The sequence below is a fragment of the Streptococcus intermedius SK54 = ATCC 27335 genome, from assembly GCF_000413475.1.
In the GTDB taxonomy this organism is placed as follows: domain Bacteria; phylum Bacillota; class Bacilli; order Lactobacillales; family Streptococcaceae; genus Streptococcus; species Streptococcus intermedius.
The window spans coordinates 189,992-205,841 of record NZ_ATFK01000003.1 but is presented as its reverse complement, the minus strand read 5'-3'; the positions used below and the strand labels follow the sequence as shown (position 1 = coordinate 205,841).

General features: G+C 37.6%; 10 protein-coding genes and 4 pseudogenes. 5 read left to right on the top strand and 9 right to left on the bottom strand.

All coding sequences use genetic code 11. The features are described 5' to 3' along the window. Positions 1–6 precede the first annotated feature (6 nt). Positions 7–618 (bottom strand): TetR/AcrR family transcriptional regulator, encoded by a 612-nt coding sequence (locus tag HMPREF1654_RS05060; RefSeq protein ID WP_003076500.1) that lies wholly within the window; start codon positions 616–618, stop codon positions 7–9. 221 nt (positions 619–839) lie between these two features. Between HMPREF1654_RS05060 and HMPREF1654_RS10370 the strand changes: the two are divergent. Beyond that, a pseudogene (locus HMPREF1654_RS10370) lies at positions 840–984 on the top strand (ISL3 family transposase); the annotation flags it as partial. 141 nt (positions 985–1,125) lie between these two features. Beyond that, a pseudogene (locus HMPREF1654_RS10365) lies at positions 1,126–1,299 on the top strand (ISL3 family transposase); the annotation flags it as partial. Positions 1,300–1,482: 183 nt separating this feature from the next. On the opposite strand, the gene HMPREF1654_RS05055 reads toward HMPREF1654_RS10365, so the two are convergent. After that, positions 1,483–1,884, bottom strand: a complete 402-nt coding sequence (locus tag HMPREF1654_RS05055) for an NUDIX hydrolase (protein WP_003076530.1) — start codon at positions 1,882–1,884, stop codon at positions 1,483–1,485. Positions 1,885–1,909: 25 nt separating this feature from the next. Further along, positions 1,910–4,192: a DNA helicase PcrA gene (gene pcrA / locus HMPREF1654_RS05050; protein WP_003076948.1), complete on the bottom strand. Its 2,283-nt coding sequence runs from the start codon at positions 4,190–4,192 to the stop codon at positions 1,910–1,912. A gap of 149 nt (positions 4,193–4,341) precedes the next feature. Between pcrA and HMPREF1654_RS05045 the strand changes: the two genes are divergently transcribed. After that, positions 4,342–5,541: a cation diffusion facilitator family transporter gene (locus tag HMPREF1654_RS05045; protein ID WP_003076904.1), complete on the top strand. Its 1,200-nt coding sequence runs from the start codon at positions 4,342–4,344 to the stop codon at positions 5,539–5,541. A 292-nt stretch (positions 5,542–5,833) separates the two neighbouring features. Here HMPREF1654_RS05045 and HMPREF1654_RS10360 read toward each other — a convergent pair whose 3' ends face one another. The 5 genes from HMPREF1654_RS10360 to HMPREF1654_RS05020 form a co-directional block, all read right to left on the bottom strand. After that, on the bottom strand, positions 5,834–5,965 hold the full coding sequence (locus HMPREF1654_RS10360) for a hypothetical protein (RefSeq protein WP_003076670.1): 132 nt from the start codon (positions 5,963–5,965) through the stop codon (positions 5,834–5,836). A gap of 244 nt (positions 5,966–6,209) precedes the next feature. Further along, positions 6,210–6,767, bottom strand: a complete 558-nt coding sequence (lepB, locus tag HMPREF1654_RS05035) for a signal peptidase I (RefSeq protein WP_003076358.1) — start codon at positions 6,765–6,767, stop codon at positions 6,210–6,212. A gap of 162 nt (positions 6,768–6,929) precedes the next feature. Next, positions 6,930–8,432: a pyruvate kinase gene (gene pyk / locus HMPREF1654_RS05030; RefSeq protein WP_003077019.1), complete on the bottom strand. Its 1,503-nt coding sequence runs from the start codon at positions 8,430–8,432 to the stop codon at positions 6,930–6,932. 58 nt (positions 8,433–8,490) lie between these two features. Beyond that, positions 8,491–9,501 carry a 6-phosphofructokinase gene (pfkA, locus tag HMPREF1654_RS05025; RefSeq protein WP_003032502.1) on the bottom strand — a complete coding sequence of 337 codons (1,011 nt, stop codon included), beginning with the start codon at positions 9,499–9,501 and terminating at the stop codon, positions 8,491–8,493. Between the two features lie 82 nt (positions 9,502–9,583). After that, entirely contained in the window at positions 9,584–12,685 is a 3,102-nt protein-coding gene (locus tag HMPREF1654_RS05020; protein ID WP_003076844.1) for a DNA polymerase III subunit alpha, read from the bottom strand. 131 nt (positions 12,686–12,816) lie between these two features. Here HMPREF1654_RS05020 and HMPREF1654_RS10125 point away from each other — a divergent pair. Together HMPREF1654_RS10125 and HMPREF1654_RS10120 are read left to right on the top strand one after the other, a co-directional pair. Continuing rightward, positions 12,817–13,052: pseudogene (locus HMPREF1654_RS10125) on the top strand (GntR family transcriptional regulator); the annotation flags it as partial. Positions 13,053–13,064: 12 nt separating this feature from the next. Continuing rightward, positions 13,065–13,387: pseudogene (locus HMPREF1654_RS10120) on the top strand (ATP-binding cassette domain-containing protein); the annotation flags it as partial. Positions 13,388–13,523: 136 nt separating this feature from the next. Here HMPREF1654_RS10120 and recJ read toward each other — a convergent pair. Beyond that, positions 13,524–15,758 (bottom strand): single-stranded-DNA-specific exonuclease RecJ, encoded by a 2,235-nt coding sequence (gene recJ, locus HMPREF1654_RS05005; RefSeq protein WP_003076244.1) that lies wholly within the window; start codon positions 15,756–15,758, stop codon positions 13,524–13,526. Between the last annotated feature and the right edge of the window lie 92 nt (positions 15,759–15,850).

Below are 15,850 nucleotides of genomic sequence, written 5' to 3'. Positions count from 1 at the left end.
TTTCTATCAAAAACCTAGCAAACCTCCCCAATTAAACAAATCCATGATGGAATGGCAAAATTCCAGCGCCTGCTCTTGGGTCCAGTCTTGCGCCAAAGGCTCAAATACAGCTGTGTAATAAGCTGTCATGCACGATCGCAGAAACTCGTGTTTGACCAAATGATTGATTTTCCCCTCTTTATAAGCCAGCTCCAAATAGCAATAAGTCTCATCTGTAGCCAAATGAGGCAGATGAATCCTGAAGTCTGCCTGCGAAGAACCCTGAGATTTAAACAGCAGCAGTTGCATGTTATCCTTATGCTCATAGAGAATACACATCAGAGACTGGAGATCCTCTAAACGATGGGCCCACATATCAGACAGATGTCCTTCTTCTAGCAAAGCATAGTCACGTCGCTTCTGCTCCTGCCCATACCAGTCTAGCGCATCCAGAGTAGGCTCAAGCAGGGCAGCAAAGAGACTGTTCTTACTCTCATAGCGCTTATAAAAAGCCCCAGTCGTCAAGCCAGCAGCGCGACAAATTCTCCGCAGTGAAGCATCCTGATAGCCATAAGCTAAGAACTCACTCCTTGCGCTCTCCAAGATTTTTTTGTTTAACTCATCAGTTTCTTTTTTCATGATTTTAATTTGATAACACCGTTATCGCCTTTCTACCTTTATTATAAATTCTGACAATTCTAATGTCAAGAGGTAATAAAAAAGGAATCGGACAAGTTACGATTCCTTCACAAAAAGATTTGGGCTCTATAACATCTGTAGTGGAGAAATCCATTTTGGAAATTACAAAGCCTTTTGAATGCATGAAAAAGTTCCATATGGCTTATAACGAAAAGCATCACATGGAACAACTCCATAATATGACAGAATTGATTAGAATTAGAGACAGGAATATCACTTGAAATAAAGCTTTTAAGTATAAAACTCATATTGAGGTAATCACCTACCTAGACTATACCCTCTAAACATAAACACTACAAGGATAAATAGATAAAATACGATTACCAAAAGCCTTCTAAGATTTCTTTAATCGAAATTGGCGATTTATCAGTTCTTACTAAAGGCATCGCCCCTTTCAACGTCTGCTGTTATCATAAACTCAACCACATTCAGTTTAAAGAGAAGCAGCCTATTTTACCTGAAGTTCTCTTCTAGAATGAATTCTATTATCAGAAATCCAAGTTAACTTTTATTGCTCAGAATTATGAAACTCAGAAACCCATTACAAGCCTTTATAGTAAAAGACAAACAACCATACGAAACTTCTTCAAGTATTTCAAAGAAGCTAGAAATAGTGTCAAACCATATTACTAACTCCCATCAAACTTGAAGATACAAAGAATGCTTAGCAAAGACATCAAACATCAGGGATTTGGATATCGAAACTTCTCAAGCTTTAAAAAGGGTGTCTGTATTACTTTCAACATCAACAAAGAAAGAGACAGTAACGTTCTCTGCCCACGACTACTTTCTTTCATTGCTCTCCTAGCTTAATTTTTTTACTACCATTTGAAACGTCTCTTGATTACTCTGCCAATACAATATATCAGGAACAGTTTTAACTTTTGTCCACATAAAATCAACGTGTTCATCAGAAATACGAATATCCTTCTGCTTCGTTTCCATCAGAAAAAGTGTTTTAAAAATGGATAAGTCTTCATTCATAATAACTGTATGATGTCCGATTTTCAAAAGTTTTGTTAGAGTAGTTTTCAGTCCAGTTTCTTCAAAAATCTCCCGAATACAGGCAACTTCAGGAATTTCACCATTCTCAATACCACCAGTAATCGGTTGCCAAAAAGAAAATTGATCCGTTTTAACTTTTAAGAGTAACATTTCCCTAATAATCGGATTATAAATCCAAACTTCGATGGAATATTTTATCATAACAACTCCTTCTTACATTTAGATGTTATTTTTTCTCAATTGGTGCAACACTTGCTAACAATTTCTTTAATCCAACCTCTGGAAAATTAATTTTTAGTTCTAGGCTACTACCGCTACCTGACACCTCCAATACAGTTCCATCTCCCCATTTTTTATGGTGCGCAATATCACCGATAGCCCAATTCAAATCTGGTTGAGTAGCCTCTATATTCTTGCCAAATGGCAACTGACTTGAGGAAATACTACTTGGTCCAACTTGCCGTTTGCGTTCTTGTAATGCTTGAGCGAGACTTGTCCCTTGACCAAACTGGACGTTTTTTCCATTTACATAGGAAGCTTTAAAAGATGTATTGGCCGGTCGAGCTAATCCTTGGTAATTCAATAAATCCGAACTAATTTCATTGAGAAAACGAGTTGGTCGATTATAATTAGTTTTCCCATACAGCAAACGCGAGTTAGCATTGGTCAGAAACAAGACTTTTTCAGCACGAGTAATTCCAACATAGGCTAATCGGCGCTCTTCCTCTAATTCGTCTTCCTCTTCAGTTGCCCGACTAAGTGGGAAGACATTTTCTTCCATACCGATAATGAAAACCACTGGAAATTCTAACCCCTTGGCAGCATGTAGCGTCATAAGTGTCACTTCTGAGCTTTCCTGAGTGCCAGCGTCATCTGTGTCCGCAACCAAAGCCAGATCATTAAGGAAACGGCTTAACTTATCAAGCCCCGTTTCTTCTGTATCATTTTCAGAATGTTCATCAAAATTTTTGGTAACCGATAAGAATTCTTCAATATTTTCAATTCGAGCCTGACTTTCCAGCGTCCCTTGAGCTACTAATTGTTCAGTATAACCCGTCTTTTCAAGAACTATTTCCACCAATTCTGTCACCGTCAACTCATCTAGTCGCTCACGAAGATTCAAAATGAGATTGGCAAAGTCAAAAACTGACTGAGCAGCTTTCCCTTTGACAAGTGAAAGCATAATCTGTGAGGAGGCTTCTAAAAGAGATACGTTTTGACTGGCTGCAAAATTCCGAATCTTCTCTACTGTTCCCGGACCAACACCACGCTTGGGCTCATTCACCACCCGCTCATAGCTGATGTTATCACTAGGGTTGGCAATGAGATTTAGATAGCTAATGACATCCCGTATTTCCTTACGGCTATAGAATTTGGTGCCCCCCACCATGGTATAAGGAATATTGGCCTTAAGGAGGGCTTCTTCCACTGTCCGTGATTGAGCATTGGTCCGGTAAAGAACTGCAAAATCCTTATGACTGTAGCCTTCTCGGGTCAGCTGATCAATGGTTCGAGCGACAAAGAGAGCTTCATCCTGCTCGTCATTAGCTCGATAGTAGACAATTTCTTCGCCATCTTCATTCTGAGTCCAGAGATTTTTAGGACGGCGATTGCGGTTATTTCGAATAACCTCATTAGCTGCCTGAAGGATGGTCTTGGTAGAGCGATAGTTTTCTTCTAGAAGAACGACTTTAGCTTCAGGATAATCTTTTTCAAAATCCAAGATATTTTGCATGTCGGCTCCCCGCCAGCCATAGATAGACTGGTCGGCATCTCCAACCACACAGATATTCTTAAAACGAGAAGCCAAGAGCTTGACCAGCTGGTACTGGGCGTGGTTAGTATCCTGATACTCATCGACATGAACATACTGATAACGTTGCTGGTAGTAGGTCAGGACATCAGGATTTTGGTCAAAAAGCCGCAGGGTCAGCATAATCAAATCATCAAAGTCCATAGCCTCTGACTGGCGCAGTTCCTTTTGATAGGCTGTATAGCACTTAGCCACAATTTCTGTATACATATCACCAGCCATATTCTCATAGGCCACCTCATCAATCAGGTCGTTCTTGGCATTGGAAATGGTTCCCAGAATAGCGCGCTCATTCCACTTCTTAGGATCGAGATTGAGATTTTTGAGAATCCGCTTCATCAAGGTCCGCTGCTCTCCCGGATCAACAATGGTAAAATTGCGATTGTAACCAATATGATCTGCTTCCCGCCGCAGGATGCGCACACACATCGAGTGAAAGGTCGCAATCAAGCAATCCTCAGTTGCTGGATTTAAAGAAAATGCCCGCTCCTTCATTTCCCTAGCTGCTTTATTGGTAAAGGTAATCGCCAAAATATTCCAGGGGTTAACTAATTTTTCATCAATCAAATAAGCAATACGGTGGGTCAGTACCCGAGTCTTACCCGAACCAGCCCCCGCCATAATCAGCAAAGGCCCGTCTGTCGTTTGAACTGCCTCCGCCTGCCGATCATTCATACCAGTTAATAAGGGATTCATCTTTTTTCCTCTTTCAAAGTCAATGATTCTATTATAACAAAAATCACTCATAAGCTAAACTAGAAAGAACATTGCTTTATTTCTCGGTTTATAAAAGTTTGAAAAATCACGTAAAAAGCGTTATAATAAACTTTCTGAAAGGAAAACTTATGAATAATCCAGCAAAAAATCTTAAACTCGCAGAGCGCGGTGCTATTTTAGCTATTGTAACCTACATCGTCTTATCAATTGCTAAAATTATTGCTGGCTCTACCTTACAATCCTCCAGTTTGACAGCCGATGGTTTTAACAATGTTTCAGATATTGTGGCTAATATTGCCGTCTTGATTGGACTACGTATGGCACGCAAGCCAGCTGACACTGATCATAAATTTGGTCACTGGAAAATGGAGGATCTTGCAAGTCTTGTCACATCTCTTATTATGTTTTTTGTTGGATTTGATGTTTTAATTGATACTGTTCAAAAGATTATTTCACGACAAGAAACAACCATTGATCCTTTAGGAGCTATGGTTGGGATTATCTCTGCTTTGATGATGCTAGGAGTGTATTTTTACAACAAATCCTTAGCAAAAAAAGCACATTCTAAAGCGCTTGATGCTGCTGCAAAAGACAATTTATCTGATGCTATTACCTCACTTGGCACAACAATTGCAATCATCGCAAACGCTTTGCATTTTCCAATTGTAGATCAGTTGGTTGCCATCATTATCACTTTCTTCATTCTTAAAACAGCTTACGAAATTTTTATGGAATCTTCTTTTAGTTTGTCAGACGGTTTTGATGAAAATCTTTTAAAAGAATATAAAGAAGCCATTTTAGAAATTCCGAAAATCTCTCGTGTCAAATCACAAAGAGGGCGTACCTACGGCAGCAATATCTACCTTGATCTCATTTTAGAGATGAGCCCTGACTTATCTGTCTATGAAAGCCACGAGATCGCTGATCAGGTTGAAAACGTGCTTAAAGAACGCTTTGGAGTTTTTGATATCGATATCCACATTGAGCCCGCTCCTATTCCTGAAGATGAAATATTAGACAATGTTTATCAAAAACTATTTATGAGAGAACAATTGGTGGAGCAGGGAAGCCAATTAGAAGATTTACTTGCATCCGAATTTATTTACATTTCTGAAGACGGCAGCCAACTAAATAAAGAAGAATTTCAAATCGAAAAAGGAAAGCAATCTCCTATTAAAAATTTCCAACTAACTTCTATCAGCCAAAAAACCAAACTCATTTGTTATGAAGAAAATGGAATTATCCACACAAGTCTTTGGCGCCGTCATGAAACATGGCAAAATATTTTTCACCAAGAAACACGAAAAAAAGAGAACAAACAAAAATAGAATCTGTTTATATTATCTCGCTCTGCTAGATTGATGCGGTACTATACTTAACCAAATCGACTGGGAAAATAGTATCCTAGTCGATTTTATTGAGGAAATTATCAATAAAATGAACTAATTTATCACTCTATTCTCATAATCAACAAATTAACAGTCACAATTCCCTCACTAAAACAGTATTCCTAGAATAGGCTCTCATTATTGCTTTCATTTTTCTGTAGGTGATTTGCACATTAAATCAAGTACTCTCTCATTTTTGACTTCAGCGATTGCAATATCTTCATAAAACCAATCAAGATAAGGTAATAGCCCCTGCCATAAACATCAGTGCTAAACTTGCATCACGATTGGCTACAGTCCGACTAGCTAAGATAAAGTCAGAAATACCAAGAGCATAAACAAGAGACCTATCTTTTACGAACATCAGTACTTCGTTCAAGATACTTGGAAGAACCACCTTGATAACTTAAGGCAAAATAATAAACCATATCGTTTGAAATGATGTAAACTTCAAAAATATAATGTATGCATACACCCCCTAAATAAATATTTATTATTATATCAATTTTTTATATCGTCAATATTATATTGCAAATATATACATAGAAATCAATGATTCTCACAAAAAGTGTATGTTCTAAAGAATAAAAAAAACAAAATAGAAAAAACTATTTTGTTTTTATAAATCCAAATTCTTGAAGCGGAAGTACTCTAAATGAGATAACTCCTTTGATCTGTTTCTTAGAAATCAAACCAAACTTTCGACTATCTTCCATATTTTGTCGATTATCATTTAAAATCAAATAAGACTGCATTGGAATTTTATTTGTATTCGATTTGGTCAACGTCTGGATAGTAAAATCATGAGTAAAATAACCAGTATTATTAGCTTTTGCTAAGTATTTTTCCTTATCTTTTGTTAAATAATCTTCTGACTTGATTTTATTATTCAAGTAAAGTACATCATCCATGTAGACGACAGAATCATTTCCTACGCCAATAACACGTCCGACATGCTTTTTCCCCTTCACCTCGTATAATACAAAGTCATCTCTTTTTATCTGCTCATTTTTATTAGCAATGACAACATCTTTCTCTTGTAAAAAATGATTCGCATCTTTTGTAGTAATGCTATACGGTGTAAAAATAAAAATTCGCAGACAAACGATCGTTATTGCGATGACAGATAAAAAAATAACATTTCTAATTAAATCTCTCTTTACCATTCTCTCTCCTCTCCTTTTATCATTATATCATGTTTTCAGAAAATAAACAAAGGTGGAAAAAGTTAATTCCTATTCCTGTTTTTTATTTACAAGTAAAAAGCCTTATCAATCAAGCGATAAAACCGTTGACTGATAAGGTTCTTTTCTTTATAATAAGACAAATTAACGTACTGTACGAATACGCATAGTGTTTGTTCCACCAGTTCCAACTGGTACACCAGCCACAATCACAATATTGTCGCCAGATTCCACAAGACCACTTGCAAGAGCAACTTTTTCAGCAACTTCAAACATATCATCAGTTGATGCAGGTTTTTCAGTTACAACTGGAATGACACCCCAATTCAACATCAATGAACGTTGAGTCAATTCATCAAATGTTACTGCTAAAATATCAGTATCAGGACGATACTTAGAAATCAAACGTGCAGTGTTACCTGTTTCAGTAATTGTCACAACCAATTTGATGTCCATTGAGTTTGTAGCATCTTTAACAGCTGAAGCAACAACCTCTGTCTTAGAGCTACGAGCATAGTCAACTGATGACAAACGTCCATATTCATTCAAGAGAGTTTGAGCATTTTTATCAATTGTTGCCATTGTCGTTACAGATTCAAGTGGATATTTACCATTTGCAGATTCACCTGAAAGCATTGTCGCATCTGTTCCATCAATAACAGCATTGAACACATCTGATACTTCTGAACGAGTAGCACGTGGTTTTTCAGTCATTGTTTCAAGCATATTTGTTGCTGTAATAGCAATTTTACCAGCAGCATTGACTTTTGTGATAATCATTTTTTGGTAAACTGGAACCATTTCAAATGGTACTTCGATACCCATGTCACCACGAGCAATCATAATACCATCAGCAGCTTCGATGATCTCATCCAAGTTTTCGATACCTTGTTGATTTTCGATTTTAGCAAACAATTTCACATGTCCATTACCAGTTTCTTCACAGATTGCACGAACTTCATTGACATCCTTTGCAGTACGTACAAATGAAATAGCAATGAAGTTGATTCCTTGTTCTAAACCAAAGCGAATATCGTCATTATCACGTTCAGCAAGTGCTGGGAAAGGAATTTTTGTATTTGGAATATTAACACCTTTTTGTTTAGCGATAACACCGTCGTTTTCAACTTCTACTTCAAATTCACGTGTAGCAGGATCTTTTGCAATAACACGAAGGCCAAGTTTTCCATCGTCAACAAGAACTTGTTTTCCAACTTCAACATCGTCATAAATATCAAGCCCACCTGCAACATTCAAAGCGATAACTTCGCGAGTGGATTTAATACCTTGTTTAGTTGCAACACGAATCTTTTCACCCGTTTTGTAAGAGTATTCTTTAGCGTCGCTTTCAAATAATTCTGTACGAATTTCAGGACCTTTTGTGTCAAGAAGATAACCAACTTTTTGACCAGCAATTTCTTCGGCACGATGAACAGTAGCCATACGGTCACCTTGTTCTGCGTGGTCACCATGTGAGAAGTTGAAACGGAAAGTGTTTGCTCCGGCCTCAATCAATTTAGCGATATTTTGTGCAGATGATTCAACATCAAGTTTTTCACTCCAATATCCATCTTCACCAAATTTTTTACCACCACGGATTTCTACCGCAGGACCTAAAGTTGCAACGATTTTTACACGTTTATTCATGATATATGAAAACTCCTTTATATTTAATGGTCTTTATGACCAGAATAACAAATTAAAATTACATTGAAATGCTACGGTTTAATTTAGCAAGATCAAGATCAGCTTTATGTGGATTATTAACAATAATCTTACCGTCTTCTGTTAAACTAAACAAAGCACCTTCTTCTGCTGTGCCTAAAATTGGATTTTCAACCATTTGTTCGTTGCGAATACCAACTGCAACACCGCCAATCCCTTTTTTAAGCAAACTAACAGCATGTGCTCCCATACGTGAAGCAAGAACACGGTCACGGGCAGTTGGTGAACCACCACGTTGAATATGTCCAAGTTCCGTTACACGAAGATCACTTACATCACCAGCTTCTTTCAACTTTTTACCAAATTCATCAGCAGACATGACACCTTCTGCAAGAACGATAATGTTGTGTTTCTTTCCTTCTTCATAGCCACGTTTAATACTAGCTACAATATCTTCGATTTTGAAGTCTTCTTCAGGAACGATGATTTCATCAGCACCTGTAGCAATACCAGCCCAGAGAGCAATATCTCCAGCATTACGTCCCATTACTTCAACAACAAAAGTACGACGATGACTAGATGATGTATCACGAATCTTGTCAATTGCATCCATTGCAGTCGTTACAGCAGTATCAAAACCAATTGTGAAATCTGTACCAACAATGTCATTATCAATCGTACCTGGTAATCCAACAGCAGGGAAGCCATGTTCTGTCAAACGCATAGCACCATGATAAGAACCGTCACCACCGATAACCACAACTCCTTCAATGCCATGTTTTTTTAGTTGCTCAATTCCCTTTAATTGTCCTTCTAATTGGGCAAACTCTGGATAACGAGCCGAGTGAAGGAAAGTACCACCACGTGAAATAATATCCCCAACCGATGCAGCATCAAGTGGATAAATTTCACCAGCAACCATACCAGCATAGCCGTCATAGATGCCATAAACTTCCATTCCTTCTGAAATTGCTTTGCGAACAACTGCACGGATAGCAGCGTTCATACCAGGGGCATCACCACCACTAGTCAAAACAGCAATACGTTTCATTCGTTTGTGCTCCTTTTTCTTTTTACATTCACCCTTGATTATACCACAATCAAAATCAAAATTCTTCTTTTTTCCTAATTTTTTATTGATAAATCGTTTTCATGGTTATTTTCTTCAATTCTTCTTGTAATTTCTCTGATTTTTGAACACGATATTGAGGAATTGCCACTGTCTTTCTTTCATTTTCATAACGGATAACGACTGGAATATCTCCTCGAAATTGCTGTAAAATATCAGATATTGCTGCATCATATCCGTGATTTTCTACTTGTATCCAAAAGCGTTCTGTGACAACTTCCTGCAAACCATTTAAAATCATCTGTAAACGATCCTCACGTTTTTTAACTCGACCAGTCAGATAATAAAAGCCTTTTTCGTGCAAACCTTTGCTGAACTGTTTAAAAACGTCTGGAAAGACTGTCACTTCCATTTTTCTTTTAGCATCACTCACTTGCAAGAATGCCATATTCTCACCTGTTTTGGTGCGAATGGTACGGATAGATAAAATCTCTACTAAAATCGTTGCCAAACTGTTTTCAACCAAGTCTTGAATTGGTATAAAGGCGTGATCAGCAGTTTTTGTAAACTTTACCAAAGGATGTTCACTCAAACCAACTCCAATAATTTTCTTTTCTAGTTCGAATTTCTCTGCTTCTGTGTAATCTTCTCCGTCTATCCAGCTATAACTCGTATCTGCAAACAGGCTGCCCAGTTCATTGGCAAAGACAAACAGGTTCGGAAGATTTTGCAAGATTTTTTGGCGATTTTTTTCAAATATATCAAATAAACCAACTTCTACTAAAGGAGTTAGCAGCTGGACCTTATGATACTGTGTTGGTAATTTCAAGATGAAGTCTTCTACATTTGAAAATGGACGATTTTCAATAATCCAATAAGCAACATCGCGTGGCAGACCTTTAATATTTTTTAGTCCTAAATAAATATGCTTGTCTTGAAATTTATCTCTATAAGGAATGTTATTGATATTTAAAGAAGCAATTTGAAAGCCGAATTCTAAAGCATCTGTAATATAGTCACTACTTGAATAATTCAGCATAATATCAAAGAAAATATCTGGATAGTGTGCCTTGAAATAAGCCAACTGAAAAGCAAGTGCAGAGTAGGCATAGGCATGACTGCGATTGAAACCATAACCTGCAAACTTTTCCATAACTGCAAACACTTCTTTTGCTTTGGTTTCAGAATGGCCAAACTTTCGAGCACCCGCGATAAACTCTGCTTCCATTTTGTGCATTTCGGCAGCATTTTTTTTACCCATAGCACGACGTAAAACATCAGCTTTCCCAAGAGAAAAACCTCCAAATCGTTGTGCTACTTGCATTACCTGCTCTTGATAAAGCATAATACCATAGGTTGGTAGTAAAATATCCTCCAAAGTTGGATCCAGCATTTCTACCTTTTCTTGGCCATGCTTCCTTTTTACAAAATTATCTATATAATCACTAGCTCCCGGACGGTTGAGTGATGTAGTGGCGACGATTTCTTCAAATTGCACAGGCTGAACACGCTTCAAAAGGTTAATAGCGCCTGCTTGCTCAAATTGAAAAATACCCTTGGTTCTACCCGCTGCAAAAAGCTGCAAGGTTATAGTATCCTCCAGGTCAATCTTTGCAATGTTAATAGCGACACCGTACTTCTCCAAAACTGCTTCTTTCATTCGTTGAACAAAGGTCAGGTTGCGCAAGCCAAGAAAGTCCATTTTGAGCAAACCATTACTTTCAACACCATGCGCATCGTATTGTGTGATGTACATATCTTCCCCATATTTAAGCGGGATGTGATCTGTCAGGTCATTATCACTCATTACCACACCTGCTGCGTGAATAGAGGTCTGGCGCGGATTTCCTTCAATTTTTTTCGCAATTTCAAAGGCTTTTTGATATTCTAATTTGCTGTTGATAATCTGTCGAAAAGAAATATTTTTTTCATAAGCCAATGTCAAGCTATCTCGAAAACTAATTTTACGGGTGATATTAGTCAATTCATACTCTGGAACACCGTAACGCTTAAAAACATCACGAATTGCTTGCTTGGCCCCAAAAGTCGAATATGTCACGATTTGAGCCGCATGCATGGTTCCATACCGATCACGAACATAACGGATAAACTCTGGTCGATAGACGTCAGGAATATCAATATCAATATCAGGCATTGTATAACGTTCTACATTTAAAAAGCGCTCAAAAAGGAGATTTTTTTCGACAGGATCAATTCCTGTAATATCTAGTGCATAGGCAACTAAACTTCCAACAGCAGATCCACGTCCCATGCCCATATAGTAGCCTTGGCTACGACCAAAACGCAGTAAATCCCACACAATCAAAAAGTAATCATCAAAGCCCATTTGGTGGATGACAGATAGCTCTTGCTCCAAGCGTTCTTTATAAATGGAGGTTCCCAAACCTTTTCTCTCTAACCCTGTTTCTGCCTTTTCTCGTAACTCTTCTACTGCTAAACGTTCTGGATTAAAGCGTGGTAATTTTAGCTCTGTATTAATTTCATAATGAATGTTTGAAACTAACTGTTCCAAATTATCTAAACTTTCTGGGAAATTTTCTTGAAAGGCCTGTGTGAATTGCTCTAATGATAAGAAATACTCGTGAGTGGGTAAATTTCTAACTTCCCGCAAACTGCTATTTTCCCGAATAGCACACAGCATTTGTAAAGTCTCTAAATCCCCTGTATCAAAATAGCGAACAGTATGCAAAGGTAAAGTTGTATGGTGGAACACTTGCTTTGGAGTATCAGGAAATACGCCAATATAAAATTCCCGTCCCAAGTCTAAAGCCTCGATACCTTCAAACACAGGCACAATAATGGCTACTCCTTCTAATAAATATTGAAATTCTTCCCACTTTCTTTTTCCTATCATTTTCAATGTGGACAGTTTCATTAAATTGCGATAACCTTGACTATCGAGAGCTAAAAAACGAAGATTCAGAGGAACATCAACATACTCCAAGGTCATTTCCACACCTAAAAGCGGCTGAATTCCTTGCTCAGTCGCAATTTCCATAAAATGATAAGCTCCATAGAGATTGTCAATGTCCATCATCCCTAGAGCTTGATATCCTAAATTTTTGGCTGTTTTTACATATTTCTTTATCGAAATTAAACTATCCATAAAGGTATAAACCGTTTTGGTATCTAACTGAGCAATCATGGTCTTCTCCTTTGATTCTTCTCTTTTTCTATTATACTAAATTTCTATTTTGCTTGCTAAAGAAAAAAATACAGAAAGGAAGAATCATGAGTTGAGCTTTTCATAATAATCTGCCCATTTATTTACAAATCATGAACAGAATAAAATTACAAATCATCTCTAGTCAATTACAAGCTGAAGAAAAATTACCTGCTGCCAGAGAATTAGCTGCTGAAGCCAGAGTCAATCCGAATGCAATCCAACGGGCTTTATCTGACTTGGAACAAGAAGGATTTGTCTACTCTCAATGCACAGCAGGACACTTTGTTACAAATGTTATGACTTGATTTCGAAATCTAGACAAAAATTATCTGAAGAGGATTTGAAATCGAAACTGGGAATTATTGGCTTACTCGGTCCAAATGGATCTGGAAAGACAACGATGATTAAACTCAGCAATGGGCTGCTCCAGTCAAATGATGGAAGCGTTCTCATCAATGGATTCCAACCATCACCAGAAGCTAAAAAAATGTATTTTATTTACCAGATACAACTTACCTAAATGAAAACATGAAAGTCAAAGATGCATTGCAGTATTTTAAATCTTTTTAGGTAGATTTTAAGATGGAGCGTGCTCAAGCATTGTTACAAGATCTTCACATTGATGAAAATATAACAATCAGAAAATTATTCAAAAGTGATTTTGCAATAACTCAAACAATTCAATAGTGACAACTTAATAAAAGAAAGTCATGAACTTCATCTTGCTCATGACTTTTTCATTATTCAAAGCTTCATAGCTCATTTCAAGTATTAGCTACAAAGACATGTTCTTTACCATAAAGAATCTATCGATCATCTAGTTTGAACATTCATCCTTTTCCATCAGATAATCATAAATTTCTTGAACAGTTCCTAGAGCCATCAGCTCCTGCTCCTTGACCATTTTTTTAAGTTCTTGATAAATATGGCTACTCTCAATAGCCTTTTTTTCTGCTTCCTTGTTAACTCGCATCACTCCATCTTGAACCGTTACAAAACCCAGTTCTTCAAAAATTTGAATCATCTTTATGAGTAGAATTGAATCAATGTTGAGATAAGCAGCCAACTTTTTTAGTTTATAACGTATATCAAACTCCGGAAACTGATAAATCGTTTTATAGAGTTTGGCAAATTGGGCTCTCGTTCCAAAACCTGTCAGATAATAGGGGTGAGCAATCTCATTTTTAAAGTAAATGGCTTCAAAATGTCCTTGTTGAATAATCATTTTTAGTTGTTCTAGTTGATTGGGGACGTCATAGACCACAACTGATCTACTGTTTCCCAAATCAGGTATTTCTTCTGAAAAACGCAGAATAGGTACATTTTCAGGTAAGCGAGCATTTTTACCTCGAATATTAAAGAGCTGAATTCCGTTGACTCGAGCGTCTACCAACATAAGTTGCAGACTAGTCTGACCATTCCATTTGTTGACCGACAGAGTCACTGCTAACTCTAAATTTTTAGTTTGAGAAAATTCTGTGGCAAGTTCGCCTTGTCCAAAAGCTATTACATCAAAAGCAACATCAGCCTGAGAAATTTTTAGTTTCAGGTGAGCATTTCCTGCCCCCATAGTACGAGCATTTTCAACTTTAAAATCTTTTAAATAGAAAACAGGTTTTTTATTATCCATACCAAAAGGAGCAAGTTTTTCAAAGTTTTTAAGAGTTTCCAGCGTCAGATCTGGCAAAGCTAGTTCTTCATCCAAAAAAAGTTCATTCTTAGTAGACAAATCCAGCTGATTATTTTCAATATAGGCCGTCAAAACCTGACTGAGTTCTTCTAATCGACTGGCGTCAAGAGTCATGCCAGCTGCCCCAGCATGCCCACCAAAAGCTACAAATAACTCTCGGTGAGGATCTAGAGCTTCAAAAATATCAACTGCTTCAATACTGCGAGCACTACCTTTTGCTAAACCATTTTCAATATTCAGCACGATGATCGGCTGATGCAACTCTTCTAAAAGTCGCCCTGCTACAATTCCCAAAACACCTGGATTCCAACCCTTGCCAGCTAGAACCTGAACAGGCTTCTTAGGATCAATCATAAACTTAGCTTCATCATAGATATGCTGCACCATCTCCTTACGTTCGTCATTTTTTTGATTAATCATCAGGGCGATGTCACGTGCTTCTTCTTCATCAAAACCAGTCAGAAGTTCAATAGCAGGATTTGGATCATCCAATCGACCTAGAGCATTGAGTCTAGGAGTTATCTGAAAACCAACTATTTCTTCATCTACTTCATCTTCCTGAATGCCCGAAATCTTAAAAAGTTCTTGCAAGCCGATGCGCTGAGTGTTTTTCAAAATAGATAAGCCATATTTGACCAAAATCCGATTCTCACCTGTCAAGCTGACCATATCCGCAATAGTGCCGATAGCGACTAGATCCAACAACTCAATCTGCATTTCCTCTAAAAGGGCAGTCGCTAACTTAAAAGCCACCCCACAGCCAGCCAGATGCTTGAAAGGGTAATCTGCTCCGCTATGTTCCGGATGGACGATAGCATAGGCCTTTGGCAGCTCCTCAGGCATAGAGTGGTGATCTGTTACGATGACATCCACTCCCATGGACTGGGCTAACTCAATTGCTTCATGTCCTGCAACACCATTGTCCACTGTAATAATGAGTGAGACTTCTTGATTTTCAATAAAATACTTGTAAACACTAGCATTAGGTCCATAACCATCTGTAAATCGATTGGGTAAATAGACTTGACACTCCGCTCCCAATTGTTCTAACGCTTCTTTAACAATAGAAGCTGAAGTCATCCCATCTGCATCATAATCGCCATAGATCAAAATCTGCTCATAGTTTTCAATCGCTTGACGAATGCGTACTACCGCCTTCTCCATATCATGAAGTTCATAAGGATCGTGTAGCTTGTCTAAACTAGCTTCTAGAAAGTCTCGCAGTGCTTCTTCTGTCTGAATCCCTCTCTGGTATACCAAATTGGCTACCGAAGGTTCCAATCCGAGTTTTTGAGCTTGTTTGATAAAGCCCTCATCTGAAAAATTTGTAGCAATTTGCCAATCATATTTTGATGTAATCATGAAATCATCTTTCTTTTACAATATAACTTTTATTATAACACGAAAAGACTAGCTTTCACTAGTCTGAACTTCTAATTTTGTACATATAGCAT